A 24416-nucleotide genomic window follows, 5' to 3' on the forward strand; every position below is an offset into this window, starting at 1 on the left:
TCAGCCAGCCGAGCGCCTTCCGCCCCGTCGGCCCAACGCGTCAGCTCCGCGAACTCCTCAGCAGACAACACGACTTCAACAGCACGAGGCCCCGGCGACATAAGAACACCCTAGCCACTTACGTCCCAGATTTCTGGCGCATCGAACTAGCTGATCTTCGAGGTGTCGAAGCCCGAAGGAGATCAGCACGATGACCGCACCCGACAGTCTGCCCCTGCCCGCCCTCGCTGAGGACAACCTCGCCGCGGCGAGTCCCGATCTGCGCGCGATGGTCAAGACATTCGCCGACGCGCTCATGTCCGCGGAGGCCGACGCTCTCTGTAATGCCACATACGGGCAGGTCAGCGACGAGAGAGTCAATCACCGCAACGGATATCGCCCGCGCGAATGGGACCCGCGGGCCGGCACCGTCGAACTGGCCATCCCGAAGCTCAGGTCCGGGAGTTACTTCCCGCACTGGCTGCTGGGACGACGTCGGCAGGCCGAGCAGGCCATGGTCAAGCACGTGGACGAATAGGTCGCCGCCTTCCGCAACCGTCCCTTGGACGCCAGCCCTTACACATTCGTGTGGGTGGACGCGCTGACCCAGAAGGTCCGCGAGGGCGGTCGCATCATCAACGTCCACGCGCTCATCGCGGTGGGCGTCAACGCGGACGGACACCGCGAGATCCTCAGTCTGGACGTGGCCACCGCCGAGGGAACGGCGCCGACTGGCTGGCCTTCCTGCGCTCACTGATCGCCCGCGGCCTGTCCGGGGTCCAACTGGTCATCCCCGACGCACACCGGTCTGGTCAACGCGATCGGCGCCACCCTGCCCGGCGCGAGCTGGCAGCGATACCGAACTCACTACGCCCGCGCGCTGCTGAGCCAGGTGCCCAAGTCGGCCCAGCCCTGGGTGGCCACCTCGCTGCGGACCATCTTCGAACAACCCGACACCGACGCCGTCCAGGCCCAGATGCGGCACGTCCTGGACGCCCTGGAGGCCAAGTTCCCCAAAGAAGCCGCCCACTTGGGTGCCGCCCAGGGCGACGTGCCGGCGTTCACCGCGTTTCCCCGGGAGATCTGGCGGCAGATCTGGTCGAACAATCCGCAGGAGCGGCTGAACAACGAGATCACCGAGTGGCCGTCAATACACCACTCCAGCCGACGTGACCAGCTTCACCCTGGCTGCAATCCCCTGCCCACTGCAACGAGCAGCCGTCCTGTTCAGGAGATCGCAAAGGCAACCGAGACGGTCCAGCGGAGGTCGGCCCACGCGACCAGCGCACGGAACCCGGCTCCCAGACACCGTCGATAGCCCCTGGGGCCCCTTCAACAGCATGACCGCTGGCCGGTGTGGCAGCCCTGTGCGAGTCCCTGCGACCGCAGGCTCACGGCAAGGCGGAGGCGATCTCCTCGAAATGATCTGCAGCTGCAGCGATCGACTCATTGTTCACGTGATCGACCACGCGCCTGCGGGCGCTCATCAGCAACGACGGGTAAGCGGACTCGAGGCGCTGCAGACCCTCGTCCGTCAAGATCGCCACACTGCACCGGGCGTCACGACTGTGCTGTTGCTTCACCACCCACCCCCTGGCCTGCAGGGCACTCACGACGCGCGAGATACGGCTGAGGGAAAGTGCGGTCGCGACTGCGAGATCAGTCATGCGCAGATTGCCGTGTTCGGCTTCGGAAAGGTGCATCAGTACCGAGTACTCGGACAGCGTCAGCCCGGTGGCTGCCAGCAAGTCATCGTCCAGCATCTTGGGAAGAGCCACCATGGCGCGCATCAAGGCCCGCCACAGACGTTCCTCGTCGGACGACAGAGGCATTGTTGTCACTTGGTAGCCACCTCTCCACCCCGAGCTCTGGTGTGAGTTATGCGGTTGCGGCGCGGCCGGCCTTGAGGGTGCGGGCGACGTCGGCGATGCGGCGCCCCTGCAAGGCGCCGGAGGCGCGGGCGGTGCTGTCGACGGGTATCTCTCCCTGGGCGCCGGTGACGTGGGAGGTGCCGTCGGCGAACTTGACCGGGTCGGTGAAGCCCGGGGGCACGACGAAGCCGCCGAAGTAGTAGGTGGAGTTGCACAGGGCGAGCAGGGTGGACTCCTGGCCGCCGTGCAGCTGGGAGGCCAAGGTTGCGACCGGGATGTGCGCGGTGGCCGCCGTGTGATCGGCCCACGGCTGGACATTCGCGATCACTTCCTTCGGCGCCAACTCGTCGACACGCAGCAGCCGCACCTCCGCACCCGCCTCCGAAGCACCGGTGCCGATCGTCTCCGCCAGCTGATGCACCGTACCGGTCGACGAGTAGTAGACAACAGCAACATTCGGCTTGAGAGCCTCGGACATGAGCTCGTCCATTTCATCAGGAGAGCGCCTCGGTGGCTGTCTCTCGCAAGTAACTCTTGGGTGATGTGCGAGGAGAGGGGGCGCCCGCATACACGGGAAGAGCCCCGCTGAGATATCCGCACTACATAGCCTGCGTGTGTGAGCATACGCTAGATATTGCTTGCGCGCGCAATCTAATGTCCCCGGGCGAAACGGCCCCACGACGGGCGTCGAGCCGCTCCGTAAGCAGCGGGAAGAGGGAAGAACCGGCCAGCAATACCACAGCTCCCGAGTGCTTGCTGCCGGACGCTGATCAGGTCGCCGCTCGTTCCGGATGAGGTTGGACGCCACCGGCGGCAAGTCGCATCAGGGGCGTGTCGAAGTCGACATCGGACGCCGTCTGTTCCGCGCGAGTCGAGTTACCACCGAAGCGGTGCTGATATCCCGTCCATGCTCGGTCGGCGATGGTGGTGCCCACGCCGGCCGTCATGAGCACCGCGAGTTCGGTCGCCGCACGACCGGTGCGCTCACCGAGCTCCGAGGCTCCCCAGTCCTCCGGTGCTGCGAACACCGAGGTCGGGACCGCGAGCGCGCGCATGAACGCCAGCATGGGGCGCAACTGACCGTCGATGACCAGCGCGTGACGAGCACTGCCGGCCGTCGCGGCGAGCACGATGGGTTTGGCCACGATGAGATCATTGTCGAGAATGTCGAAGAACGATTTGAACAGTCCGCTCAGACCAGCGGTGTAGACCGGCGACACAGCGATCACACCGTCCGCTGCGGCCAGTTGCCGGATGGCGGCCTTGAGCGGTTCGTCGTGGAAGCCGGAGACGATGGCCTGCGCGATGTTCGTCGCGATCGGGGCGAGCTCGATGATGTGAATCGTGGTCGCCCGGCCCTGCTGACGAAGCAGATCCACGGTCCTCTGCGCGATGCGGTCGGCTAGGAGCCGCGAGGACGAGGGAGCGCCCGTCCCTCCGCTGACGACGACCAGGGAGAGCGGCTCGGCGGCCGGCTCCCCGGCACTGTTCCGGTCGGGAGACGTGGGATCAGTCATGCCTCAGCCAATCGTGGGGTAGTGGGGGGTGAGGGCGGGATCGCTGTCCTCGTACGGCGAGGTTCCCGTGACGTTGTCGCCGCGGTTGGGATTCGGCCGAGGCTGGCGAGGAGTGGCGTCGCCGTACTTGGCCTTGACCAGGCTCGCGTGCGTAGGCGTGTCGGGAGCGCCGGGCGTGCGGACCGATGCCATCTCCTTGCGGAGGACGGGCACGACCTCGGTGCCCAGAAGCTCGACCTGCTCCAGCGCTGCCTCCACCGGCAGACCCAGAAGATCGATGTTGTACAGCTGGCGCTGATAGTCGCCGTAGCGCTGCCGGAAGTCCATGGTCTTGTCGATGACCAGTTGAGGACTGCCCACCGAGAGCGGAGTGCTCGTCATGTAGTCGTCCAGAGAGTTCCCCCTGAACAGGGGAAAGGACTCGAAGTAGGGGCGGAACCGCTTGATCGCATCCTGGGAGTTCTTGGCGATGAAGGCGTGGCCGCCCAGTCCGACAATGGCCTGCTCGCGGGTCCCGTGGCCGTAGTGGGCAAAGCGGTCACGGTAGAAGTTGATGAGCTGGTCGAAGTGTCCATACGGGGCCAGCACGTTGTTGGCGAAGAACCCGTTGCCGTAGTAGGCGGCCTGTTCCGCGATCTCGGGGGTGCGGATGGAACCGTGCCAGACGAAGGGGGGCACGTCGTCCAGCGGCCGGGGCGTGGAAGTGAACCCCTGCAGTGCGGTTCGGAACTGCCCCTCCCAATCCACTACGTCTTCCCGCCACAGTCGGTGCAGCAGGTTGTAGTTCTCCAGAGCGAGGTGCAGCCCCTTGCGGATGTCGTGGCCGAACCACGGGTAGACCTGAACGGTGTTGCCGCGGCCGACCATCAGGTCGACACGGCCCTTGGCCAGGTGCTGCAGCATCGCGTATTCCTCGGCGATCCGCACCGGGTCGTTGGTCGTGATCAGCGTGACGGAGGTACTGAGCGTGATGCGCTCGGTGCGCGCCGCTATGTGCCCGAGCAGTGTGGGCGGCGAAGACGAGAAGAAGGGAGGGTTGTGGTGCTCGCCGATGGCGAAGACATCCAGCCCAACCTGGTCCGCGCGCTCGGCGACGCGCACCATCGCATCGATGCGCTCGGCCTCACTGGGCGTGTAACCCGTAACAGGGTCACGAGTGACGTCACTGACAGAAAATATTCCGAATTCCATGGTTTGCACCTTTCTGCGGCCAGGTGCCGCACAGTGACTGCTGCACCTGACAGATGCCGGCAGGGCCGGGTCGGCACTGAACGGCGGACCGGACCCTGATGTGCGGGCCCGCGCGTCGCATGCTCCCCTGCATCGCGAGTCGAAGGTGAGCGTGCGCAAGCAAACATAACAGAAAGATGCTTGCGTACGCATCATTTTACTTGTGGTCTTAGAGGCAATGCCGTTGTTTTAGTCTGCGGCGTACGCTGCTGCGTAGTGCTTGCCGGGGGTGGTGCGGGTGTCTGCGGATGTCGGTGAGTTATCGGGGTTGGGGCTGCTGACCTGGGTGTATCAGCCTGGGCTGGTGGATCGTGTGGTGGCCGCGTGCGGTCGTGGCGAGCAGCGCAGACGTCTGCTGCCGGCCCGGCTGGTGGTGTATTTCGTGCTCGCTCTCGCCCTGTTCTCGCCGGCTCCGTATCTGGAGGTGATGCGGCATCTGGTCGAAGGCCTGCGGAGCCAGGGGCTGCTGGGCGAGTGGCGCATCCCGGCGAAGTCGTCGCTGTTTCGGGCTCGTCAGCGGCTGGGATCGGAGCCGTTGCGGGTGTTGTTCGCCGCGACCACGGAGCCGATGGGCACCGAGGCCACCCCGGGGTGCTTCTGGCGGGGGCTGCGGCTGCTGGCGGTGGACGGCACGTGCTGGGACGTGGCCGACAGCGCGGCGAATGAGGCCGCGTTCGGCCGTCCCGGAAACGGCCGCGGCCCCGACAAGTCCTCCTTTCCCCAGGTGCGGATGGCCTGTCTGATCGAGGTGGGCACCCATCTCGTGCTGGATGCGGAGGTGGCCGGCTGCCGCACCGGCGAAGTGACCCTGGTGGGCCGCCTGCCCCGCTCCTGCGGACCCGGCGAGCTGGTCCTGGCCGACCGGGAGTTCCTCGGCGTGCCGTTGTGGCGGGCCTTCACCGGCAGTGGTGCCGATCTGTTGTGGCGGGTGCCCGCTAACCGGGTCCTGCCCGTGGAGCGGATGCTGCGGGACGGATCCTGGCTCTCGCGCATCCACGCCACCAGCGACCCCGCGCACCGTGATCCGGTCCGGGTGCGGGTGCTGGCCTACCAGCTGCACGGCACCGGCCGCGAAGGCGAGGACTACCGGCTGGTGACCAGCCTGCTCGATGCCCGCCGCTATCCCGCCCGCCAGCTGGCCGCGCTCTACCAGGAGCGCTGGGAGGCGGAGGCGGTCTTCGCCGAGCTCAAGACCCATCAACGCGGCGCCCGCGTCGTGCTCACCAGCAAGACGTCCGACGGCGTCCTGCAACAGATCTGGGCCCACCTGCTGGTCCACCACGCCCTGCGCGAGCTGATGGTCAGAACCGCGGCCACCCGGGGCCTGGACCCGGACCGGGTCTCCTTCACCGAAACCCTGCGCTCCGCCCGGCGCAGCGTGACCCTCACGCCGGGCAGCTTTTCCCCCTGAGCTGCTGGTCAGAGCCCTTGTCCTGCTCCAGCACGACCTGCTCGAACGCCTCCTGCCACACAGACGCCTGCGCAGTCAGCCCCGCGTCGTCAAACGCAAGATGTCCAACTACCTGCTCAAACGGGCCGGACACCACACCTGGCCCCAACCCACCCACACCGGCGCCCGGGCAGTCCGCATCCAACGACCCCAACCCTCAACCACGTAAAGCAACGGCATTGGTCTTAGAGGGCGTTAATCTAGCCGAGTTGCCGCTTATGCCCTAGTAAGTACCCCGCCAGGTTGGTGTGGTCTCGTCCGATATGCGCTTGGCGAGGTTGTCGATCGATGCAATGTGGATCATGGCTTCGGAGCTGGCGGTGAGGGTCTCGTAGTCGCGGGCGAGCCGACGGTGCATCATGATCCACCCGATACTCCGCTCCACCACCCAGCGCCTTTTCACGACGTGAAATCCGCGAACTCCGGGGTTCCTGTTGACGACTTCGACGTCGATTCCGAGCTTCGCTCCGTGCTCGACAACGGCGTTCTTGAATCCGGTGTCGACCCAGCTCTTGGAGATGGTCGGATACGTTTCCTTCGCCTGGTCGAGGAGGCGTATTCCCAGGGCGTTCTCGTGGAGGCCGGCGGCGGTGACGGTCACGGCGAGGATGAGGCCGAGCGTGTCGGTCAGGATGCCGCGCTTGCGGCCTACGATCTTCTTGGCGGCATCGGTTCCCTGGCTGGTCACGGGCACGTTGGTGGAGGTCTTCACGCTCTGGGTGTCGATGACGGAGGCGGTGGGTTCGGGCTTGCGCCCCTCCTTCGCGCGGGCCAATCCCGTGAGGTCGTAGTTGAGTTGACTGAAGATTCCCTCGTCGCGCCAGGCCGCGTAGTAGAAGTAGACGGTGCCGTGGCCCGGGAAGTCGTGCGGCAGGTATTTCCAGGGGGTTCCGGTGCGGTTCAGGTAGAGAATCGCGTCGAACACGTCACGGAGTTCGACTTTGGGTGGCTGGCCGGTGGGCCTGCGGTCGAGCCGGGCATTCCGCCAGGCCGTCAACGTCGGCTCGATCAGGGCCCATCGGGCGTCGGACAGGTCGCTGGGGTACGGCTTCCGCTGGCTCACGCGGTAGCGTGATCATGGATCACAGCGGAAGTCGCTGTTCCGCCGCCCTTCAGGCGTTTCCGTGATCTTTTCGAACCAGACGAACTTCAGGGCGCAACCTCGGATGAGACGGACAGTCGAGTGCGCAGCTCCTGGAGGCTCGATAGCCACCCATCCACTCATACGCCTCAAAATGTGACACGGATGAAAGCCTCTTACCGGTCCTGACCTGCATAAACGCCCTCTGAGACTACGAACACCTACCTCAACGGCACGGGAGCCCTGTGTGTTGCGGCCCGGCCCTCTGCCCGTCACCCGATCGATGACCCGTCTCAAAGAACTCAGTGACAGAGACGGCTCCCGAACCTGATGGCGAACGACGGTGTGGTCGTCCACGGATCTCGAAGCCGTCGCCATGGCGATCAACAACCGGCCCCGCAAGATCCTCGGTTGGCGGACGCCGGCCGAGGACTTCGAAGAGCAGCTACGCTCGCTGCAACAACCCGGTGTGCAACGACCAATTGAACTCGCCGAGTACGGCCCCCGCAGTTCCGGCGGGCCTGCCGCCGGCTGGGCGTCTTCCCGTCCATGGGCCGGGTCAGATCGTGCTGCTGACTGTGCCGTTAGCGAGCCGTTCAGCAGCGTCTTCAAGGTCGAACACGTCCACCGGCACGCCTTCGCCACCCGCGCCGAGGCCCGGATCAGGATCGCCACCTGGATCACCGACTTCTACAACGCGAGGCGGCTACACAGCGTGCGCGGCTTCAAGAGCCCGATCGTCTACGAACACGATCACCGAGCCAGCCTCATCGAAGAGCTGGCTGCATGGGAAGGTCTCCACGTTCGGATCGAACGGGATTGACACATTCGAATAGGGGACTAATCGAGCTGGGTGGCGATGACCTCGAGTTGACTGGCCAAGCGGGACAGCGACCTCTTGTCGAGGTGCTTGATGACGCGGTTGCGCGCGCTCGCCAGGTTGGTCGGATAGGCCGACTCGAGCCGGCCCAGTCCCTCGGTCGTCAAAGTCGCCACACTGCCCCGCGCGTCGAACGCGTCACGTCGCTTCTCGACCCAGCCGCGCGTCTGCATGGCATTGACCACTCGCGAGATCCGACTGACGGACAGTGCCGTCGCCTCAGCCAACTCTGTCATGCGCATCTCGCGCTCGGCGGCCTCGGAGAGGTGCATAAGAACCTGGTATTCGGACATCGTCAGCCCAGTTGACTTCAGGAGGTCATCGTCCAGGGCCTTGGGCAAGGCCACCATCACTCGCATAAGGGCACGCCAAAGGCGTTCCTCTGCTGGGCTCAAGGGAACATCAGGCGTCACCGGAGCAGACTACCTTGCTGCTGGGTGTGCCCACGGGCTTGAAGTGGATCACAATCGGCCGCCAGACACATCGGATGACGTCATTTCGTGTGTGCTTCATGACTTGAGGCTTGCCGGGAATCAAAACGCTGAGTTGATCTTGGGGTTGCCCGAGTCGAGGAATCTGGTCGTCCAGGGTGCACAACCGGGCTGTCGAGGCGGGGATGTGGACACCTTGCGCGTCGAGGAGTGGACGACGTCTCTGACGGCACGGCTGATGGTCATGGCGGTGGTGCTGAAGAGTCGCCCGAGGAGCTCCTGGAGAGAGTGCTTTCGCAGGTAGAGAATGGTGACCAGGATCTGCTCGGCGGGCGTGAGGCTGGGTTTGCGGCCTGTGCCCGGGGCGACGCGGCGTGCTCCGCCGCGGGTTGCGCGGAGGGCTTGCTCGCGGGACTCTTCCAGCCTCCGGATCAAGATATTGGTCAGGCCTCGGGGCTGGCTTGGCCGTGGCGGACGAGGGAGTCGGCGAGGCGGGCCAGACCGACGTCGATGTCCTCGTCGCGGCGTTCGATCAGGCCGTCGGTGTAGAGGACCAGGGTGGCGCCCTTGGCGAAGGCCGTACTGGACTCCGGCCGGGGAACATGTTCAGGGCGCGCACCAAGCGGCGGATCGGTCGCCTGGTCGAGGAAGGTCACCGTGCCGTCGGGGTGGAGCAGCACTGGTGGTGGGTGGCCCGCGCTGCTGTACGTGACGGTGTGGCTGTCCCGGTCGATGTAGGTCTTCACCACTGTGGTCGACTCCGCACCGGCGACCGGGCGTACAGTCCAAGGGCGTACAGTGCCCGGGCCGGACCGTCGGCGACACGGGCGGCCGCGCTCAGCGCGCTGCGCAGCTGGCCCATGACACCGGCCGCTTCCAGGCCGTGGCCAACGGCGTCGCCGACAGCGACCGCGATGCGGTCGCCGGGCAGGTCGACCAGGTCGTACCAGTCGCCACAGACGTTCAGGGTGCCGACGGCGGCCGGTAGCGGACGGCTGCGCTGTGGTGCTCGACCGGCGTCGGGGCAGGCAGCATCGCTGCCTGCAGGGCCAGGGCGACCTCGCGTTCGCGCGCATGGGCCCCACGCAGGCGTTCGTTGACCTCCTGCAATTCACTTCCAGCAGGCAAAGGGCCGTCGGCCGCCGGTGTGGCCGCCGGTCGAGGGGGAGCCGCGTCCGATGATGCACTTTGACTTCCAGGTAGGCGATCTGGACTCGGCGGTCGCCGAGGCCGTCGCCCTGGCGCCACGGTGGCGGAGTTCCAGCCGCAGGAGAACGTCCGGGTGCTCTTCGACCCGGCCGGCCATCCCTTCTGCCTGTACTTCGACGAGAGACGACCGGCTGGGGCAGCCCCGGATGAGAGCCGGGAGAGGGCACACCACGAGTGTCTGACCCGCCCTCACGCCACGAGGTCCACAACTCTTGGCAATTGCTCGTCCTGGCTCGGCTGGCGCTGGTGTCTGTACGCCGGCATCCCCCTGGCGGTACTGCAGCGCACGCTGCGGCTGCCGCACAGTCGACGCGAGGTCAAGGTCGACTGGGGGCCCGCGCCTCCTTCATCACCGCCGCCGTGTCGCTGCTGATGATCTTGGTGACATTCGCCGGCGATACGTACGACTGGCTGTCTGTGCCATGGCAGGTCGAGTTCGACGGCGAGGTCGCGGGCGAGATCGAGGTCGAGGTCTCGAGCGAGATCGACGGCGAGGTCGAGGGCACGGTCGGAGACGTCGTACGCGGCAGTGGCGTCCAGAAGCTCTGCGACTCTCAGAAGGTCTGCACGGCGCCGGAGCCGATCCTGGGCAGACACGGACTGCCAACGGGCCGTCACTTCAGCCGGACTCAGGCGGTCCTGGACCGGACCGGTCCGAGGTGCCTCACAAGGGTGGGCAGGCCGGAAGCCGGGCGGCCGGGCGAGAACACGGTCAGGCGACCCCCGAAGGCGTCAAGCAGGCTCCTCACGACAACCCCTGTACAGGGTCAGCCCGCATGGGCCCCTCTCCTGTCCGCCAGGGTCCAGTGCCGCCCAGTGGCAGATCCGCAGCCCCTTGGCGACTTCGCCGTACGAGACGACTGCCCGGCCTCGCCAGGGGCCTGAGTGAACAGGTGGTCGATATGCGTCCGCCACGAGGAGCCGGCCCAGGCACAGCCGGATGCAGCCGGATGCAGGCGATGAACGCCCACAGGACGAGCAGCCAGTTCGCCGCATTCCGCAGGCCCCGCCTCCCCCTCAGCCCTTGACGGATCCCTGCAGCAACGCGGCGATGAACTGCCGCTGGAAGATGAGGAAGACCACGAGTGTCGGGGTGAGAATGAGCAGTGAACCGGCGCACAGCAGGACCAGGTCCGTGCCCCACTGGCCCTGGAACGCCCCGAGCGCTCCGGCCATGGTCCGCTCGGAAGGGTCGTCGACCAGCACGATGGACAGCAGGAACTGGTTCCAGGTCCACAGGAACAACAGGATCGTCAGGGACGAGATGGCCGGCCGTGCCAGCGGGATGTGGACGCGCCAGAACAGCTGCCAGGTCGACGCGCCGTCGACCCGTGCCGCCTCCGACAGTTCCTGAGGCACGTTGAGGAAGTGGGCGCGCATCCAGTAGACCGCGAACGGCATGTAGAGGCCGATCAGCGGAAGGATGATGGCCCATCGGGTGTTGAGCAGACCAAGGTCCTTGATCTGGTAGTAGATCGGGGTGATGACCGCCTCGAACGGCATGGTCAGCCCCAGCAGCAGCACCGCGAGCGCGATGCCACCGCCGCGCACCCTGAGATGCCCGAGGCCGAAGCCCGCCATGGTCGCGATGACCACGGCCGCCGGTACCACGCCCAGCACGATCAGCAGACTGGACTTCAACAGGGCGCCCATGTTGGCCACGTCGAACGCGTCGACGAAGTTCCCCCAGTGCGGGTGTGCGGGCCATTCGAGGCCGGAGGGCACCGTCCCGCGGGGCTGCAGGGCGGCGGAGAGCATGCTCACGAACGGCAGGAGGGTGACGATCATGAGCAGGACGAGGAAGACCCTGCCGGTGATCACCTCGCGTCGGCTGATGTTCATTCACTTGCCCTCTCGGGACAGCCGCTGAATGGGCAGCACACAGACCAGGACGAGAACCATGAGGACCACGGCGAGCGCCGAGGCGAGCCCGACCTGGCGCTGGGAGAAGGCCAGCCGGTAGATCTCCAGTCCCGGCACGGTGGTGGCGGTTCCGGGGCCACCGCTGGTCGAGATGTAGACGATGTCGAAGCTCGCCAGTGCGGCGATGACGGTGACGGTGAGGCAGATACCGATCTCCCGGCGCAGGCTGGGCAGGGTGACCGCGAAGAACTCGCGTACCGAGCCCGCTCCGTCGATCCGCGCGGCCTCGTACAGGGTCGGGTCGATCTTGCTCATTCCGGTCACCAGCAGGATGGTGCACAGGCCCAGCAGCACCCATGCCCCGATCACACCGACCGCGGGCAGCGCCGTGTCGAACTCGCCCAGCCAGGCACGGGAGTAGCGGTCGAGGCCGACGGCGTTCAGGACCTGGTTGACCATGCCCGTCGTGCTGAGGACCCAGCTCCACGCGATACCCGCGGCCACGAGCGGGATGACCTGGGGAAGGAAGAGAACCGTACGGGCCACGGTGCCGAGCGGCCCTCTGGTGACCCGGTGGATGAGGCTTGCCACGATCAGACCGAGTACGACGGGGACGAAGCTGAAGAAGATGATCAGGATGAAGGCGTGGAGGATGATCTCGAGGAGGTCGGGATCGGTGAGTACGGTGCGGTAGTTGTCGAGCCCGGCCCACTGCGAGGGGCCGATGCCGTCCCAGTGGTAGAAGGAATACTGAAACGTCGTCAGCAGGGGCTTTAGAACGAAGAACCCGTACACGGCCAGCGCCGGCAGGACGAAGAGCCAGCCGCTCCAGCGGGCCCGGTGTGCTCCCCGCAGAGCGCGGGGAGCACGGCTTGTCGAGGAGTGCGGCGCTGCTGCGGCACGCCGGGACACAGACTTCACCGTTCGTCCGCGCCTCACCCCCTCGGCGGCCTGGGTCATCGGGTCTCTCCTTCGTGGATACCCCCGGCTTCAGCCGGGGGAGGAAGCGAAGTTCCTGCGGAGCAGGGCAGGGAGAGCCGGTTGGCCGCCAGGGCGCACCGGCGTTGGCCGACAGCCGGCCAACACCCTTGGTTCACACGGAATTTGATAGCGTGTGAGGTATGGCGCGGCAGGTCAAGCGGGCGTTCAAGTACCGCTTTTACCCCACCCACGAGCAGGCGGCGGAGCTGTCGCGCACGTTCGGCTGCGTCCGCCTGGTGTACAACAAGGCGCTGGAGGAGCGCACCCGGGCCTGGTACGGCGAGCAGCGCCGCATCTCCTACGTGCAGGCCTCGGCCGCGCTGACGCAGTGGAAGAAGACCGAGGAGCTGGCCTTCCTGGCGGAGGTGTCCTCCGTTCCGCTGCAGCAGGCGCTGCGGCATCTGCAGACGGCGTTCGGGAACTTCTTCGCCAAGCGGGCGCAGTACCCGCGCTACAAGTCGCGGAAGAAGTCCCGGGCGTCGGCCGAGTACACCCGCAGCGCCTTCACCTGGCGCGAGGGGAACCTGACTTTGGCGAAGATGACGCAGCCCGTAGACATCCGCTGGTCGCGGCCGCTGCCTGAGGGCGCGGTACCGACCACGGTGACCGTGTCCCGGGATGCGGCGGGCCGCTGGTTCGTGTCCCTGCTGTGCGAGGACACCATCACGCCCGCTCCCGCCACCACGAACGCGGTCGGCCTGGATGCCGGGATCACCTCCCTGGTGACCCTGTCCACCGGGGAGAAGATCACCAACCCGCGACACGAGCGCCGCGACCGGGCCCGTCTCGCCAAGGCGCAACGGGAGCTGTCCCGCAAGACGAAGGGCTCCGCCAACCGGGAGAAAGCCCGACGCAGGGCGGCCAAGGTCCATGCGCGGATCGCCGATAGGCGCCGGGACTTCCTGCACAAGCTGTCGACTCGACTCGTCCGCGAGAACCAAACGGTCGTGATCGAGGACCTCACCGTCCGCAACCTGCTGAAGAACGGGCACCTGGCGCGCGCCCTCTCGGATGCGGCCTGGACGCAGCTGCGCATGATGCTGGAGTACAAGTGTGCCTGGTATGGGCGCGAACTCGTCGTGATCGACCGCTTCTTCCCCAGCTCGAAGCTGTGCGGAAACTGCGGCACGGTCGCGGCGCAGCTGCCGTTGCATGTCCGTACATGGACGTGCGAGCACTGCGGTGTGGTGCATGACCGCGACCTGAACGCGGCACGCAATATCCTGGCCGCCGGGCTGGCGGCCTCTGCCTGTGGAGACGGTGTAAGACCTCAACGGGAGTCCTCCCGGACGGGGCGGTCGTCGGTGAAGCAGGAACCCCAGCGGGCGACCGCTGGAATCCCCCGCCTTTAGGCGGGGGAGGAACGTCAACGTGACAGCTCCTTCTCGTACTCCTTCTGTACGGCCTTGACGTATCCCTCGGGGGTCTGCTGGCCGACTATCAGCTTCTGGAGTTCGGGAGTGATGGCCGAGGCAAAGATCGAACCGGTGGCGTTGGCGGTGAAGTCCACGGCTCCGTTCTCGTCGGCCAGTTGCTGCGAGGCTTTGAGAGTCGAGGCGAGGACCGAGTCCTCCTTGGCCTGCGGCACGGGCAGGTCCGCCGGACCGCCGGGGTTCGAGCCGCCCACGTCGACGAGGATCTTGCGGGCCTTGTCGTTGGTGTGAAGCCAGTTGAGGAAGTAGGCCGCCACGTCCGGGTGTTCGGCCCGCGCGCCGATACCGAAGGTGTTCGGGGAGGACATGGCCACATGGCGGCCGGCGGCGGTTTCGGCGGGGAAGAGGAAGAAGCCCACGTTGCCGGGCATCTTCGTGTCAAGGTTGGCCGACTCCCAGTCGCCGTTGAACATGAACAGGCCCTGCCCCTTGGCAAAGTCACCCACCATGTTCGTGTAGTCCAGGGCGTTCGCGTCCTTGGTGAAGTAGCCGGCCTTCGCCCACTTCTCGATGGACTGCGCGGCCTTCAGCGACGCCGGCGCGTCGAAGGTGGCGCCCGGCTTCTGGAAGATCCAGTCGTTGACCTGCGCCGGATCGGTGAACTGGTTCTGCAGTGCCTGGTAGGGGAAGTTGATGCCGGCCGTGTTCTTGTTGAACTGCACGATCGGCTGGACGCCGTCCTTGCTGGCCTTGGCCAGCAGACTCTCGAACTCGGCGACCGTAGTGGGCGGCTGGGTCATGCCGACCTTCTTGGCCAGGTCCTTGTTGTAGAAGACGCCCGTGACGCTGTAGCCGAGGCCCAGGCCGTACAGCGGACCCGAGCCTCGCTGCCCGTCCTTGTTCACGCGCAGCTGCGCGAGTTGGGACGCCGGGAACTTGTCCCAGCCGTAGGCCTTGAAGTACGGATCCAGGTTCTTCAGCAGGTTGTCCTTGACCAGATCGACCATCGTGGGCAGGCGGATGATGTCCGGAGCGTTGTCCCCGGCCAGCACCCGCGGCGCGTTCTCGACCAGTACGGTGAACTGGTCCTCGCGAACCTTGAACGTCACGTTCGGATGCTGACGGGTGAACTCGTCCGCCAGCGCCTTGGCCAGGGGGAACCCGGTCTCGGCGTACATGTTGAGCGTGACCTTCTCCGTGCCCAGCGAGGTGCTCACCGGACCGCCGCCGGCCGGAGCCCGCTCCCCCGACCCCGGTGCGCTGCACGCCGCGCCCACCAGGGCCAGCGGGACCACTGCGGCCGTTGTCACCGATGCTCGCCACAGGCGTCGGCGAGTGCGCGAAGATGTGCGCCCGGCCATACCTTCGTACATAGAGCACTCCTTGCGTGTGTCAGGGGCGGCGGATCGCCGTGGCCGTTCGGCCTGCCTGCGGTCCGCGGTACAGGTCGCGGGACGACGTCTTCACCGTCTGCGCGGCGCCCGTGGGGAGGCTGTCGGCAAGTCGGATTCGAGGATCGTCCCGACGCCGCATCCCGGCGACCTGTCGCCGGGAGCGACGCAGAGACGGTGTATTGCCAAGCTGCATAATGCAAGTGCTAAATAGATTTAGCAGGGAGCATGCGCCCTGTCCCGGGCCCTGTCAAGCATCGTGAAGTAACACCGGAGCAACGCGGGGTTCACGGTCGGACACACCCCACGCGGGCGGTCCGGCGTGTCGACGACCACGAGGAGCGTCCACGATGAGCCGCCGGCGCGTCACCATGGCCGATGTCGCCCGCAGGGCGGGAGTGTCCCCGACCACGGCGTCGTTCGTACTGGCGGACCGCAGGGACATGCGGATCTCCGGCGAGGCCGAGGAACGTGTCCGTCGCGCCGCGCAGGAACTGGGCTACCGCCCGAACCTGACGGCCCGTGGCCTGCGTACCTCCGTGACCAGGACCGTCGCCATGATCTCGGACACCATTGCGACGACCCAGTTCGCGGGTGAGGTGATCCACGGCGCCCTCGACGCCGCCGGGGCTCGCGACCACGTTCTGTTCATCGCGGAGACCAAGGGCGATCCGGACGTGGAGGCCCAGCTCGTGGAAGGCATGCTCGACCGCCAGGTCGACGGCTTCATCTACGCCGCGATGTCGACCAGGGAGGTCCGGCTGCCGGCGGCGCTGCAGGACACCCGCGTGGTGATGCTCAACTGCTGGGCGCAAGGCACCCGGGCGTCGTCCGTGCTGCCGGACGAGGTCAACGCGGGCCGCGACGCGGCCAGCGTCGTACTGGCCGCCGGGCACCGGCAGGGTGTTCACGTGATCGGCGGTCGCCACATCACACCCGCGACCCCCGAGGGGGTCTGGGCGGGACAGGAGCGGATGCGCGGCATCGAGGAGGCCATGGCGCAGGCGGGTACCCGCCTCGACGGGGTCGCGGAGTGCGACTGGCAGCCCGCGGACGGCCATCGTGAGGTCCTGCGCCTCCTCGATGCGGGAACCCGGCCGCACGCTCTGATCTGTCTCAACGACCGTGTCTCCATGGGCGCTTACCAGGCGCTTCAGCAAGCGGGCCTGAACGTGCCGGACGACGTGTGCGTGGTGTCGTTCGACGACTCCGATCTGGCGGCCTGGCTGCGTCCCTCCCTCACCAGCATCGCCTTGCCGCACTACGACCTGGGACGTACGGCAGTGGAGGTACTGCTCGACGGCGGGATCGCGCCCCGCGTCCACCGGATTCCGATGCCGGTGACGCTCCGTTCCTCACACAGGACGACGTCCGGCTCACCTCGCCCGACCGTGACCCCCACGACCACACGCCAAGGACCGGGCGAAGGCCCGCCGTGAACCGGACACGGTCTCGGCAGGACAGCCCTGACGCACGACGACGATCCGGGCAACGGCCCGCAGTCAGACGGTGTGGCGAGGTCCGGCCGGCGGGACTGCCGGACACATGGGCACGAGAGCGACGGCTCGGATGCGCGAAGATGTGTCCCGACACGGAGGAGGGGCGTATGGCCCGGGGCAGAGTGACACTGGCTGACGTGGCTCGCCATGCAGGTCTGTCGGTCACCGCGGCGTCGTTGGTGCTCAACAAGCGGCCGGGGGTCCGGATCTCGGAGGAAGCCCGGCAACGCGTGTTCGCCGCCGCCGAGGAACTGGGGTACCGGCCCAACGTCGCCGCCCGCAGTCTGCGCACGAGAAAGACGGCCACGATCGCCTTCGTCTCGGACGTGGTCGCCACCACCCGCTTCGCCGGCGACATGATCCGCGGCGCCCTGGACGCCGCGCGCGAGCGGGAGCACGTCCTGCTCATCGCCGAGACACAGGGCGACCCCGAAGTGGAGAGGCAGGCCATCGAGGCCATGCTGGACCGCCAGATCGACGGGTTCGTCTACGCATGCATGTACAGCCGACGTGTCACGCTCCCCCAGGCGATGTCGGCCCGGCCCACGGTCTTGCTCAATGCCGACGGCGACGATTCCGTTCCCTGCGTCCTGCCCGACGACGAGAGTGCCGCGTACCAGGTGGCGACCGCGTTGCTCGAGCGCGGCCATCGCCGCATCGCCGTGATCGGCAGGACGGCGGAGATCGAGCGCAATCCGCGCAGGTCGCTCGCCGCGGGCGCGCGGCTCAGTGGCATCCGGCGGGCGCTGGCCGCATACGGGGCCCGCCTCTCCCCCGGCGGGCAGAGCGACGGCTGGGAGCCGTCGGACGGCTACGAAGCGACCCGTACGCTACTGGCTCGGCGCACCCTGCCACAGGCCGTCATCTGCATGAACGACCGGCTCGCCCTCGGCGCCTACCAGGCCTTCGCCGAGGCAGGGCTGACGGTGCCCGACGACATCTCCGTGGTCTCCTTCGACGACGACGCCATCGCGGGCTGGCTGCGCCCGGGCCTGACCACGGCAGCCCTGCCGCACGAGCAGATGGGCAGGCTCGCCGTGGAACTCCTGCTCGACTGGGACCTCAAGCCCGGGAAGAGATGGGTCCCCATGCCGCTGCATGAGCGGGCGTCTGTCGCGGCTCCCCGGCAGGACTGACCTCCTGCGCTCAGTGGCCGTAGGCTTCCAGGGATTTGATAAATCGATTTATCTGATAGCTTGCGACCACTGTGGACGAAGGAGCGTGATCGATGCTGAGCTTGCCGGACCACTGGGTGTGGGACAGCTGGTACGTCACCGACGACGATGGACGCCATCACGTGTTCTTCCTTCGGGCCTCGCGCGCGCTCCACGATCCCGAGCGCCGCCACCATCGCGCGTCGATAGGCCACGCAGTCTCCGACGACCTGCACAGCTGGCGACTCGCCGCCGATGCGCTGGTCGCGGCGGACGAGCCGGCCTGGGACGATCTGGCCACCTGGACGGGATCCGTCGTCCGCGCGCCCGACGGACGGTGGTTCATGTTCTACACGGGCGTGAGCCGGACGGACGGTGGACGGGTCCAGCGCATCGGCCTGGCCGTTTCGCAAGACCTGCACACCTGGCACCGGTACGGCGGCAAGCCCCTCGTGGAGGCCGACCGCACCTGGTACGAGCGCCTCGATCCGTCCGGCCCGGCCGAGGGCGACTGGCCCGAGGAAGCATGGCGCGACCCCTGGGTGTTCCCCGACCCCGCAGGGGACGGCTGGCACATGCTCATCACCGCCCGCGCCGGCGGCGGCACCGTGGGCGGACGGGGAGTGATCGGGCACGCCCGCTCCGACGACCTGATGTCCTGGGAGGTCCGGCCTCCGCTCACCGAACCGGCGGGCTTCGGCCACTTGGAGGTGCCGCAGGTGGCGGTCGTCGACGGCCGCCCGCTCCTGTTGTTCTGCACCAACGCGGTCGAGCGTCCGGACGCTACCGCCAACGACCGGATCTGGACCGTTTCCGGCACCTCCGTCACCGGCCCTTGGGACATCTCCGCGGCCCGCCCCGTCCCCTGCCCGCACGTATACGCACCGCGCCTCGTCCAGGACGTCTCCGGCGCCTGGCAGCTCATCGGCTTCGCCGACGAACGCGACGGGACCTTCGCCGGTGAACTCATCGACCCCATACCCGTCCGCCACTCCGCGGCCCGTGGCCTTTACCCCGTCCTCAGCGGAATGGGCACTTCGGCAACAGTTGCAGAGTGACCCGGTACGGCCCGTCAGGTTCCATCGGCGGACTCGCAGGAGGCGTCGTGGTCTGAGCCGACCCCGCGTAGCCGGAACTCGCAGTTGGCGAGGTCGTAGACCGTCTTGACGATGCTGAAGGCCACATCGTGGACGAAAATGTGGGGCGCAAGGGGGGGTAGGGCCCAGGGGTCGGGGCGTTCCGGGCGAGGGAGAAGGAGTGGGCGAGCCTCCGGTGTCGCCGCTGGAGGCGCTGGTCGACGTCGCCCCGCCGGAGCTGATGTTTCCCGGCCCGCACGCGTTCCACCCGCCACTGCACTGGCTACCGAGGGAGAGGAGAACTTCACCTAGAGGCGCTGCGCGATCGCCATCACCCCGAACACTGGAGGTGCGCCGCTCTCAGTGACGGCATGGGCGGGACTCAGTCCTACCCGCGGGCCGAGTGGGGCAGGACGAGCGCGTCGTAGGTTCGGTACCGGTCTGCTTGCAGACTTCCGCTCGCATTCATCACTTCAGCTTCTGAATCCGACAATTGATAGTTGTTGGACTTCTAGATCACTGATTCCTACAGTGAACGCGCGGCGTCGACCAGCGCCTGCTGACGAAGGAAAACACATGCGAGAACGCACCATCGGCGGTCATGCCGTCTCGGCGATCGGCCTTGGCGGCATGCCCCTTTCGATCGAGGGCCGCCCCGACGAGGCCCGCTCCATCGCCACCGTCCACGCCGCGCTCGACGCGGGTGTCACCCTCATCGACACGGCCGACGCCTACCACCGCGACGCCGGCGAGGTCGGCCACAACGAGGAGCTCATCGCCCGGGCGCTGCGTTCGTACGGCTCGGGTGCCGACGGCGTGCTCGTCGCGACCAAGGGCGGTCATCTCCGCCCCGGCGACGGGACGTGGACGCGCAACGGCGACCCCGAGTACCTCAAGCGCGCGGCCAAGGAGTCCGCACGTCGCCTCGGAGTGGACGCGATCGGCCTGTACCAGTTCCACCGCCCCGACCCGGCCGTGCCGTACGCCGAGTCGGTGGGTGCCCTGCGTGATCTCCTCGACGAGGGCGTGATCCGCATGGCCGGCATCTCCAACGCCGACATCGCGCAGATCGACCAGGCCCGCGAAGTACTCGGCGGTCGGCTCGTCTCGGTGCAGAACCAGTTCTCGCCCGCATTCCGCTCCAGCCTGGGCGAGCTGGAGCACTGCGCGCGGCTCGGCATCGCGTTCCTGCCCTGGAGCCCTCTCGGCGGCATCGCCAACGCCAAGAACCTGGCCGCGGGCCACAGCGTGTTCCAGGAGGTCGCGGACGAGGTGGGTGCCAGCGTGCACCAGGTCACGCTCGCGTGGGAACTCGCCCTCGCGCCCGTCGTCCTCCCGATCCCCGGCGCCTCCCGCCCCGAGACCATCCGCGACTCCGCGGGTGGCGCCGACCTGGTGCTCACGGCCGACCAGGTCGCCCGTCTGTCCGCCTGATCCGACCCGGAGGAAACAAGTGAAGACCTTCACCCTGCCCGGCACCGACATGGTGGTGCCGAACATCGTCCTCGGACTCATGCGGATCCAGGACAAGAGCGACGACGAGGTGCGCACGCTCGTGAGCACCGCCCGCGACTGCGGCATCACCTTTCTCGACCACGCCGACGTCTACGGGTCGAGCCTGCATGGCTGCGAGCGGCGTTTCGCCGAGGCGCTGAAGCTGACCTCGTCCGAGCGCGAGCAGTTCCTCATCCAGTCGAAGGCGGGCATCGTCACGGACGGGCCGTACTTCGACTTCTCGTACGAGCACATCGTCGAGTCGGTGAACGGGTCGCTCGCGGCGCTGGGCACGGATTACCTCGACATCCTTCTGCTGCACCGACCCGACGCGCTGGTGGAACCGGAAGAAGTCGCCCGCGCGTTCGATGAGCTGTCGGCGGCCGGCAAGGTGCGCGCGTTCGGCGTGTCCAACCAGACCCCGCGCCAGCTCGACCTGCTGCGCCGGTACGTCACCCAGCCGATCGTCGCGAACCAGCTGCAGCTGTCGATCACGCACGCGCCGATGATCGCGCAGGGCGTCGCGGCCAACATGCAGGGGCTGGACCAGTCGGTCGTGCGGGACGACGGGATCGTCGACTACTGCCGTCTGCACGACATCACGATCCAGGCCTGGTCGCCCTTCCAGGCAGGGTTCTTCGACGGTCCCTTCCTCGGTTCGGACCGCTATCCCGAGCTGAACGCCGTGGTCGACCGCCTGGCGGACAAGTACGGCGTCCCGGCCGAAGCGATCGCTGTCGCGTGGATCACCCGCCATCCCGCGCAGATGCAGGTCGTGCTCGGCACCACGACACCCGAGCGCGTGGCCGCCGCGGCACAGGGCTCGGATCTGCCGCTCACCCGCGCCGAGTGGTACGACCTCTTCCGCGCCGCCGGTTACACCGTGCCGTAAGGCCCGTTCGGGCTCGGGCGTGCTCGGCCGTGCTCGCTCGTGCTGAAGCGTCAGGGGGTGGAGGGGAGGGCTCCGGGGTCCAGGGCCGTCCCCTCCTCAGGTGGCGTGTGGTGCCGAGGCGGGTTCCTCCCCGGGTGCGGGCCGCCAGGTGCGGGAGGGCACGACGAGTGGGCCGCCGGTGACCGGGTCGGGGACGACGACCGCCGGCAGGCCGAAGACCTCCTCGACCAGTTCCGCGGTGACCACCTCGTCCGGCGGGCCCTGGGCTACGAGCCGGCCGTCCTTCATGGCGACGAGGTGATCGGCGTAGCGGGCGGCCTGGTTGAGGTCGTGCAGGACGGCGACGACCGTCCGGCCGCGATCGTGGTTCAGATGCCGGACCAGGTCCAGTACTTCCACCTGGTGGGCGATGTCCAGGTATGTCGTCGGCTCGTCGAGCAGGAGCAGGTCCGTGTCCTGGGCAAGGGCCATGGCGATCCACACCCGCTGCCGCTGACCGCCGGACAGTTCGTCCACCGGACGGTCGGCGAGATCGGCGGTGTCGGTGCGCTCCAGGGCCTCGGTGACGGCTTTCTCGTCCGCCTGCGACCACTGCTGCCACCACTTCTGGTGCGGCTGGCGTCCGCGCGCGACGAGGTCCGCGACCGTGATGGCGTCAGGTGCGGTCGGTGTCTGCGGCAGGACGCCCAGGGTCCGCGCGATCTGACGGCTGGGCAGGCCCGCGATGTCGGCGCCGTCCAGGAGTACGGCGCCCCCGCGCGGCCTGAGCAGCCGGCCCAGTGCGCGCAGCACGGTCGACTTGCCGCAGGCGTTCGGGCCGACGACGACCGTGACCTTGCCGTCGGGTATCGCCAGGTCGAGGCCCTCGACGACCGTGCGGGCCTCGTACGCCAAGGTCAGCTCGTGCGCCACGAGACGGCTGGCCGGGTTGGGGCTCATGACGCATTACCTCCGGAGCGGCTGCGGTTGCGGGCGATCAGCCACATCAGGTACGGGGCGCCCACCGCGGCGGTGAGGACGCCGACGGGCAGTTCCACGGGGGAGAACAGACGGCGGGCCAGCAGGTCGGCGGCAACGACGACCAGCGCGCCGGTCAACGCCGAGGACACCAGCGGGATCTGGGCCGTGCGGGTCAGCCGCCGGGCGATCTGCGGGGCGAGCAGCGCGACGAAGTCGACCGGGCCGACCGCGCCGGTGGCCACCGATGTCAGGGCGACCGCGAGCAGCGTCAGGCCGAGCCGGACGCGGTCGAGTCGGACCCCGAGCGCGGTCGCGGTGTCGTCGTCGAGGTTCGCCGCGCGCTGCGCCCGGGCCGCCCACAGCGTGGCGGGGACGGCTACGACCATCAGCAGCGCCAGGGGGCGTGCCTCCTCGTAGCCACGGCCGTCGAGGGAGCCGGTGAGCCAGATCTTGGCCTGCTGGGCGGTCAGATAGTCGCCCTTGGTGAGCAGGAGCTGGGTCAGGGAGCCGAGGGCGACGGAGATGCCGATGCCGACCAGGACGAAGCGTCCGGCGTGCAGTCCGCGCCGCCAGGCGAGGGCATACACCAGCGCGGCCGCGGCGAGGCCGCCGGCGATGGACACGTAGGGCAGCACGTCGTAGGCGAGGGCGGTGAAACCCATGGCGGCGACCGTGGCCGCGCCCGCACCGTGGGTGATGCCGATGACGTCGGGGCTGGCCAGCGGGTTGCGGGCCACGGTCTGCACCAGTGCGCCCGCCACCCCGAACGCGGCGCCGGCCAGCAGGCCGACCACCAGCCGGGGCAGTCGCAAGGTGCCCACCACCAGTTCGTCCGGGCTGGGCCGGCCGAGGACCACCCGCACGACCTGCGCGGGCGGCACGAACGACTCGCCCACACACAGGTACGCCACCACCGTGCAGGCCAGCAGCACGGTGAGCAGCGCCGCTACGACGGTGGCCCGCCGGTGCACGAGGAAGCTGGCGCGCCCCAGGCGCAGGACGCCGTGCCCGGCCGGGCGGCGGCCTGGTCGCGTAACGGGCGAAGTGGTGGCGCTCATGCGGCCACCACCGTCCGCCGGCGCACCAGGGTGATCAGGAACGGCACGCCGATCAGGGCGGTCATGACGGCCACCGGCACCTCCGAGGGCGGGAAGAGGACACGGCCGAGGACGTCGGAGCCGAGGATCATCACCGGTCCGAGCAGCGCCGCCAGCGGCAGCACCCAGCGGTGCGCGGTGCCCACCAGCGCACGGGCGATGTGCGGAACGGCGAGACCGGTGAACGCGATCGGTCCGGCCGCGGCCACCGCGGCGCCCGTCAGCACGGTCGCGGCGAGTGCGCCGAGCAGCCGCAGCGCGCCGACTTTGTAGCCGAGGGCGCGGGCCGTGTCGTCGCCGAGTGCCAGCGCGTCCAGGCCCCGCGCCACGACGGCGACCAGGACCAGGCCGGTCAGGACGAACGGCCAGATCTGGCCGATGACTTCGCTGCCGCGTCCGCTGATCGAACCGACCTGCCAGAACCGGAACTCGTCCAGCATGCGGGCGTCGACGGCGGAGATGCCGGACACGAGGGAGGCGAGGAACGCGTTCATCGCGGCGCCCGCGAGGGCGAGTTTGACCGGCGAGGCCCCGCCCCGCCCGGCGCTGGCGACCGCGTAGGCCGCCAGCGCGGCCAGTGCCGCGCCGGTGAACGCGAACCACACGTATCCGGTCAGGGTGTGCACCCCGAGGAACGCGATGGCGCACACCACCCCCACCGAGGCGCCCTGGCTGACGCCGAGGATGCCGGGTTCGGCGATGGGGTTGCGGGTGATGCCCTGCATCACCGTCCCGGCGACGGCGAGTGCGACGCCCGCGAGCACGCCGATGACGGTGCGCGGGACGCGCAGTGCCCGTACCGCCTGGGCGTCGTTGCTGGTGCCGCCGTGCAGCAGGGCCTGGATGACCTCGGCGGGGGCGATCTGGCGGCTGCCCACGGCGAGGCTCAGCAGCACCGCGATGAGGAGCATCGCGGCACCGGCCAGCAGCCAGCCGACCCGGCGACGGGTGGGTGACGACATGCGTCCTGTTGACTCTCTCGTGCCGG

General features: G+C 68.1%; 19 protein-coding genes and 4 pseudogenes. 10 read left to right on the top strand and 13 right to left on the bottom strand.

Translation table 11 applies throughout. The features are described from left to right. Window positions 1-190: 190 nt before the first annotated feature. Window positions 191-1297, top strand: a pseudogene (locus tag PH203_RS46975) (transposase). 73 nt (window positions 1298-1370) lie between these two features. On the opposite strand, the gene PH203_RS46980 reads toward PH203_RS46975, so the two are convergent. From PH203_RS46980 to PH203_RS46995, 4 genes are all read right to left on the bottom strand, one after another. After that, window positions 1371-1811 carry a MarR family transcriptional regulator gene (locus PH203_RS46980; protein ID WP_289928907.1) on the bottom strand — a complete coding sequence of 147 codons (441 nt, stop codon included), beginning with the start codon at window positions 1809-1811 and terminating at the stop codon, window positions 1371-1373. A gap of 46 nt (window positions 1812-1857) precedes the next feature. Continuing rightward, window positions 1858-2328, bottom strand: coding sequence for a flavodoxin domain-containing protein (locus PH203_RS46985; RefSeq protein ID WP_289928844.1), 471 nt, complete (start codon window positions 2326-2328; stop codon window positions 1858-1860). Window positions 2329-2620: 292 nt separating this feature from the next. Further along, window positions 2621-3367 (bottom strand): CE1759 family FMN reductase, encoded by a 747-nt coding sequence (locus PH203_RS46990; RefSeq protein ID WP_289928846.1) that lies wholly within the window; start codon window positions 3365-3367, stop codon window positions 2621-2623. Between the two features lie 3 nt (window positions 3368-3370). Then, entirely contained in the window at window positions 3371-4558 is a 1188-nt protein-coding gene (locus tag PH203_RS46995) for a CE1758 family FMN-dependent luciferase-like monooxygenase (RefSeq protein WP_289928849.1), read from the bottom strand. A gap of 277 nt (window positions 4559-4835) precedes the next feature. Here PH203_RS46995 and PH203_RS47000 point away from each other — a divergent pair, with 277 nt between their 5' ends. Continuing rightward, window positions 4836-6008 (top strand): IS4 family transposase, encoded by a 1173-nt coding sequence (locus tag PH203_RS47000; protein WP_289928851.1) that lies wholly within the window; start codon window positions 4836-4838, stop codon window positions 6006-6008. A 262-nt stretch (window positions 6009-6270) separates the two neighbouring features. Here PH203_RS47000 and PH203_RS47005 read toward each other — a convergent pair whose 3' ends face one another. Continuing rightward, window positions 6271-7110: an IS5 family transposase gene (locus PH203_RS47005; RefSeq protein WP_289928852.1), complete on the bottom strand. Its 840-nt coding sequence runs from the start codon at window positions 7108-7110 to the stop codon at window positions 6271-6273. A gap of 364 nt (window positions 7111-7474) precedes the next feature. Between PH203_RS47005 and PH203_RS47010 the strand changes: the two are divergent. Further along, window positions 7475-7600: pseudogene (locus tag PH203_RS47010) on the top strand (IS30 family transposase); the annotation flags it as partial. A 368-nt stretch (window positions 7601-7968) separates the two neighbouring features. On the opposite strand, the gene PH203_RS47015 reads toward PH203_RS47010, so the two are convergent. Then, window positions 7969-8358, bottom strand: coding sequence for a MarR family transcriptional regulator (locus tag PH203_RS47015; RefSeq protein WP_289928853.1), 390 nt, complete (start codon window positions 8356-8358; stop codon window positions 7969-7971). A 530-nt stretch (window positions 8359-8888) separates the two neighbouring features. After that, window positions 8889-9552, bottom strand: a pseudogene (locus PH203_RS47020) (PP2C family protein-serine/threonine phosphatase); the annotation flags it as partial. A 319-nt stretch (window positions 9553-9871) separates the two neighbouring features. Here PH203_RS47020 and PH203_RS47025 point away from each other — a divergent pair. After that, a pseudogene (locus PH203_RS47025) lies at window positions 9872-10077 on the top strand (MFS transporter); the annotation flags it as partial. 588 nt (window positions 10078-10665) lie between these two features. Here the strand turns inward: PH203_RS47025 and PH203_RS47030 are convergent. After that, window positions 10666-11490 (bottom strand): carbohydrate ABC transporter permease, encoded by an 825-nt coding sequence (locus PH203_RS47030; protein WP_289928854.1) that lies wholly within the window; start codon window positions 11488-11490, stop codon window positions 10666-10668. Beyond that, the gene (locus tag PH203_RS47035) at window positions 11491-12471 is read right to left on the bottom strand and encodes a sugar ABC transporter permease (protein ID WP_289928856.1); all 981 of its coding nucleotides are present in this window, start codon (window positions 12469-12471) and stop codon (window positions 11491-11493) included. It lies immediately after the preceding gene. 161 nt (window positions 12472-12632) lie between these two features. Between PH203_RS47035 and PH203_RS47040 the strand changes: the two genes are divergently transcribed. Then, the gene (locus tag PH203_RS47040; RefSeq protein ID WP_289928858.1) at window positions 12633-13844 is read left to right on the top strand and encodes an RNA-guided endonuclease TnpB family protein; all 1212 of its coding nucleotides are present in this window, start codon (window positions 12633-12635) and stop codon (window positions 13842-13844) included. Window positions 13845-13858: 14 nt separating this feature from the next. Here PH203_RS47040 and PH203_RS47045 read toward each other — a convergent pair whose 3' ends face one another. Continuing rightward, on the bottom strand, window positions 13859-15175 hold the full coding sequence (locus PH203_RS47045) for an extracellular solute-binding protein (RefSeq protein WP_289928859.1): 1317 nt from the start codon (window positions 15173-15175) through the stop codon (window positions 13859-13861). A 431-nt stretch (window positions 15176-15606) separates the two neighbouring features. Between PH203_RS47045 and PH203_RS47050 the strand changes: the two genes are divergently transcribed. The 5 genes from PH203_RS47050 to PH203_RS47070 all read left to right on the top strand — a co-directional run bounded on the left by PH203_RS47050 (window position 15607) and on the right by PH203_RS47070 (window position 21371). Next, the gene (locus tag PH203_RS47050) at window positions 15607-16695 is read left to right on the top strand and encodes a LacI family DNA-binding transcriptional regulator (RefSeq protein ID WP_289928860.1); all 1089 of its coding nucleotides are present in this window, start codon (window positions 15607-15609) and stop codon (window positions 16693-16695) included. 197 nt (window positions 16696-16892) lie between these two features. Then, window positions 16893-17891 carry a LacI family DNA-binding transcriptional regulator gene (locus tag PH203_RS47055; RefSeq protein WP_289928861.1) on the top strand — a complete coding sequence of 333 codons (999 nt, stop codon included), beginning with the start codon at window positions 16893-16895 and terminating at the stop codon, window positions 17889-17891. A gap of 92 nt (window positions 17892-17983) precedes the next feature. Then, window positions 17984-18967 carry a glycoside hydrolase family 68 protein gene (locus tag PH203_RS47060; protein ID WP_289928863.1) on the top strand — a complete coding sequence of 328 codons (984 nt, stop codon included), beginning with the start codon at window positions 17984-17986 and terminating at the stop codon, window positions 18965-18967. A gap of 594 nt (window positions 18968-19561) precedes the next feature. After that, window positions 19562-20419, top strand: a complete 858-nt coding sequence (locus PH203_RS47065; protein WP_289928864.1) for an aldo/keto reductase — start codon at window positions 19562-19564, stop codon at window positions 20417-20419. Between the two features lie 19 nt (window positions 20420-20438). After that, the gene (locus tag PH203_RS47070; RefSeq protein WP_289928865.1) at window positions 20439-21371 is read left to right on the top strand and encodes an aldo/keto reductase; all 933 of its coding nucleotides are present in this window, start codon (window positions 20439-20441) and stop codon (window positions 21369-21371) included. Window positions 21372-21467: 96 nt separating this feature from the next. Here PH203_RS47070 and PH203_RS47075 read toward each other — a convergent pair whose 3' ends face one another. From PH203_RS47075 to PH203_RS47085, 3 genes are read right to left on the bottom strand one after another with little or no spacing between them, the layout of a single operon-like run. Next, window positions 21468-22310, bottom strand: coding sequence for an ABC transporter ATP-binding protein (locus PH203_RS47075; protein WP_289928866.1), 843 nt, complete (start codon window positions 22308-22310; stop codon window positions 21468-21470). Further along, complete coding sequence (locus PH203_RS47080) at window positions 22307-23389, bottom strand: iron chelate uptake ABC transporter family permease subunit (protein ID WP_289928868.1); 1083 nt, start codon at window positions 23387-23389, stop codon at window positions 22307-22309. The genes PH203_RS47075 and PH203_RS47080 overlap by 4 nt, the downstream gene beginning before the upstream one ends. Then, window positions 23386-24390: an iron ABC transporter permease gene (locus PH203_RS47085; RefSeq protein WP_289928869.1), complete on the bottom strand. Its 1005-nt coding sequence runs from the start codon at window positions 24388-24390 to the stop codon at window positions 23386-23388. Before PH203_RS47085 ends, PH203_RS47080 begins: the two co-directional genes overlap by 4 nt. Window positions 24391-24416: the final 26 nt, after the last annotated feature.

It is taken from the genome of Streptomyces sp. S.PB5 (assembly GCF_030403745.1).
GTDB lineage: Bacteria > Actinomycetota > Actinomycetes > Streptomycetales > Streptomycetaceae > Streptomyces.

Bases quoted from the DNA above. Each gene is read 5' to 3' on its own strand.
- PH203_RS47035 (WP_289928856.1), bottom strand. From the start codon at position 12,471: ATGACCCAGGCCGCCGAGGGGGTGAGGCGCGGACGAACGGTGAAGTCT.
- PH203_RS46990 (WP_289928846.1), bottom strand. From the start codon at position 3,367: ATGACTGATCCCACGTCTCCCGACCGGAACAGTGCCGGGGAGCCGGCC.
- PH203_RS47065 (WP_289928864.1), top strand. From the start codon at position 19,562: ATGCGAGAACGCACCATCGGCGGTCATGCCGTCTCGGCGATCGGCCTT.
- PH203_RS46980 (WP_289928907.1), bottom strand. From the start codon at position 1,811: ATGCCTCTGTCGTCCGACGAGGAACGTCTGTGGCGGGCCTTGATGCGC.
- PH203_RS46995 (WP_289928849.1), bottom strand. From the start codon at position 4,558: ATGGAATTCGGAATATTTTCTGTCAGTGACGTCACTCGTGACCCTGTT.
- PH203_RS47015 (WP_289928853.1), bottom strand. From the start codon at position 8,358: ATGGTGGCCTTGCCCAAGGCCCTGGACGATGACCTCCTGAAGTCAACT.
- PH203_RS47085 (WP_289928869.1), bottom strand. From the start codon at position 24,390: ATGTCGTCACCCACCCGTCGCCGGGTCGGCTGGCTGCTGGCCGGTGCC.
- PH203_RS47030 (WP_289928854.1), bottom strand. From the start codon at position 11,490: ATGAACATCAGCCGACGCGAGGTGATCACCGGCAGGGTCTTCCTCGTC.
- PH203_RS47040 (WP_289928858.1), top strand. From the start codon at position 12,633: ATGGCGCGGCAGGTCAAGCGGGCGTTCAAGTACCGCTTTTACCCCACC.
- PH203_RS47080 (WP_289928868.1), bottom strand. From the start codon at position 23,389: ATGAGCGCCACCACTTCGCCCGTTACGCGACCAGGCCGCCGCCCGGCC.
- PH203_RS47060 (WP_289928863.1), top strand. From the start codon at position 17,984: ATGCTGAGCTTGCCGGACCACTGGGTGTGGGACAGCTGGTACGTCACC.
- PH203_RS47050 (WP_289928860.1), top strand. From the start codon at position 15,607: ATGAGCCGCCGGCGCGTCACCATGGCCGATGTCGCCCGCAGGGCGGGA.
- PH203_RS46985 (WP_289928844.1), bottom strand. From the start codon at position 2,328: ATGTCCGAGGCTCTCAAGCCGAATGTTGCTGTTGTCTACTACTCGTCG.
- PH203_RS47075 (WP_289928866.1), bottom strand. From the start codon at position 22,310: ATGAGCCCCAACCCGGCCAGCCGTCTCGTGGCGCACGAGCTGACCTTG.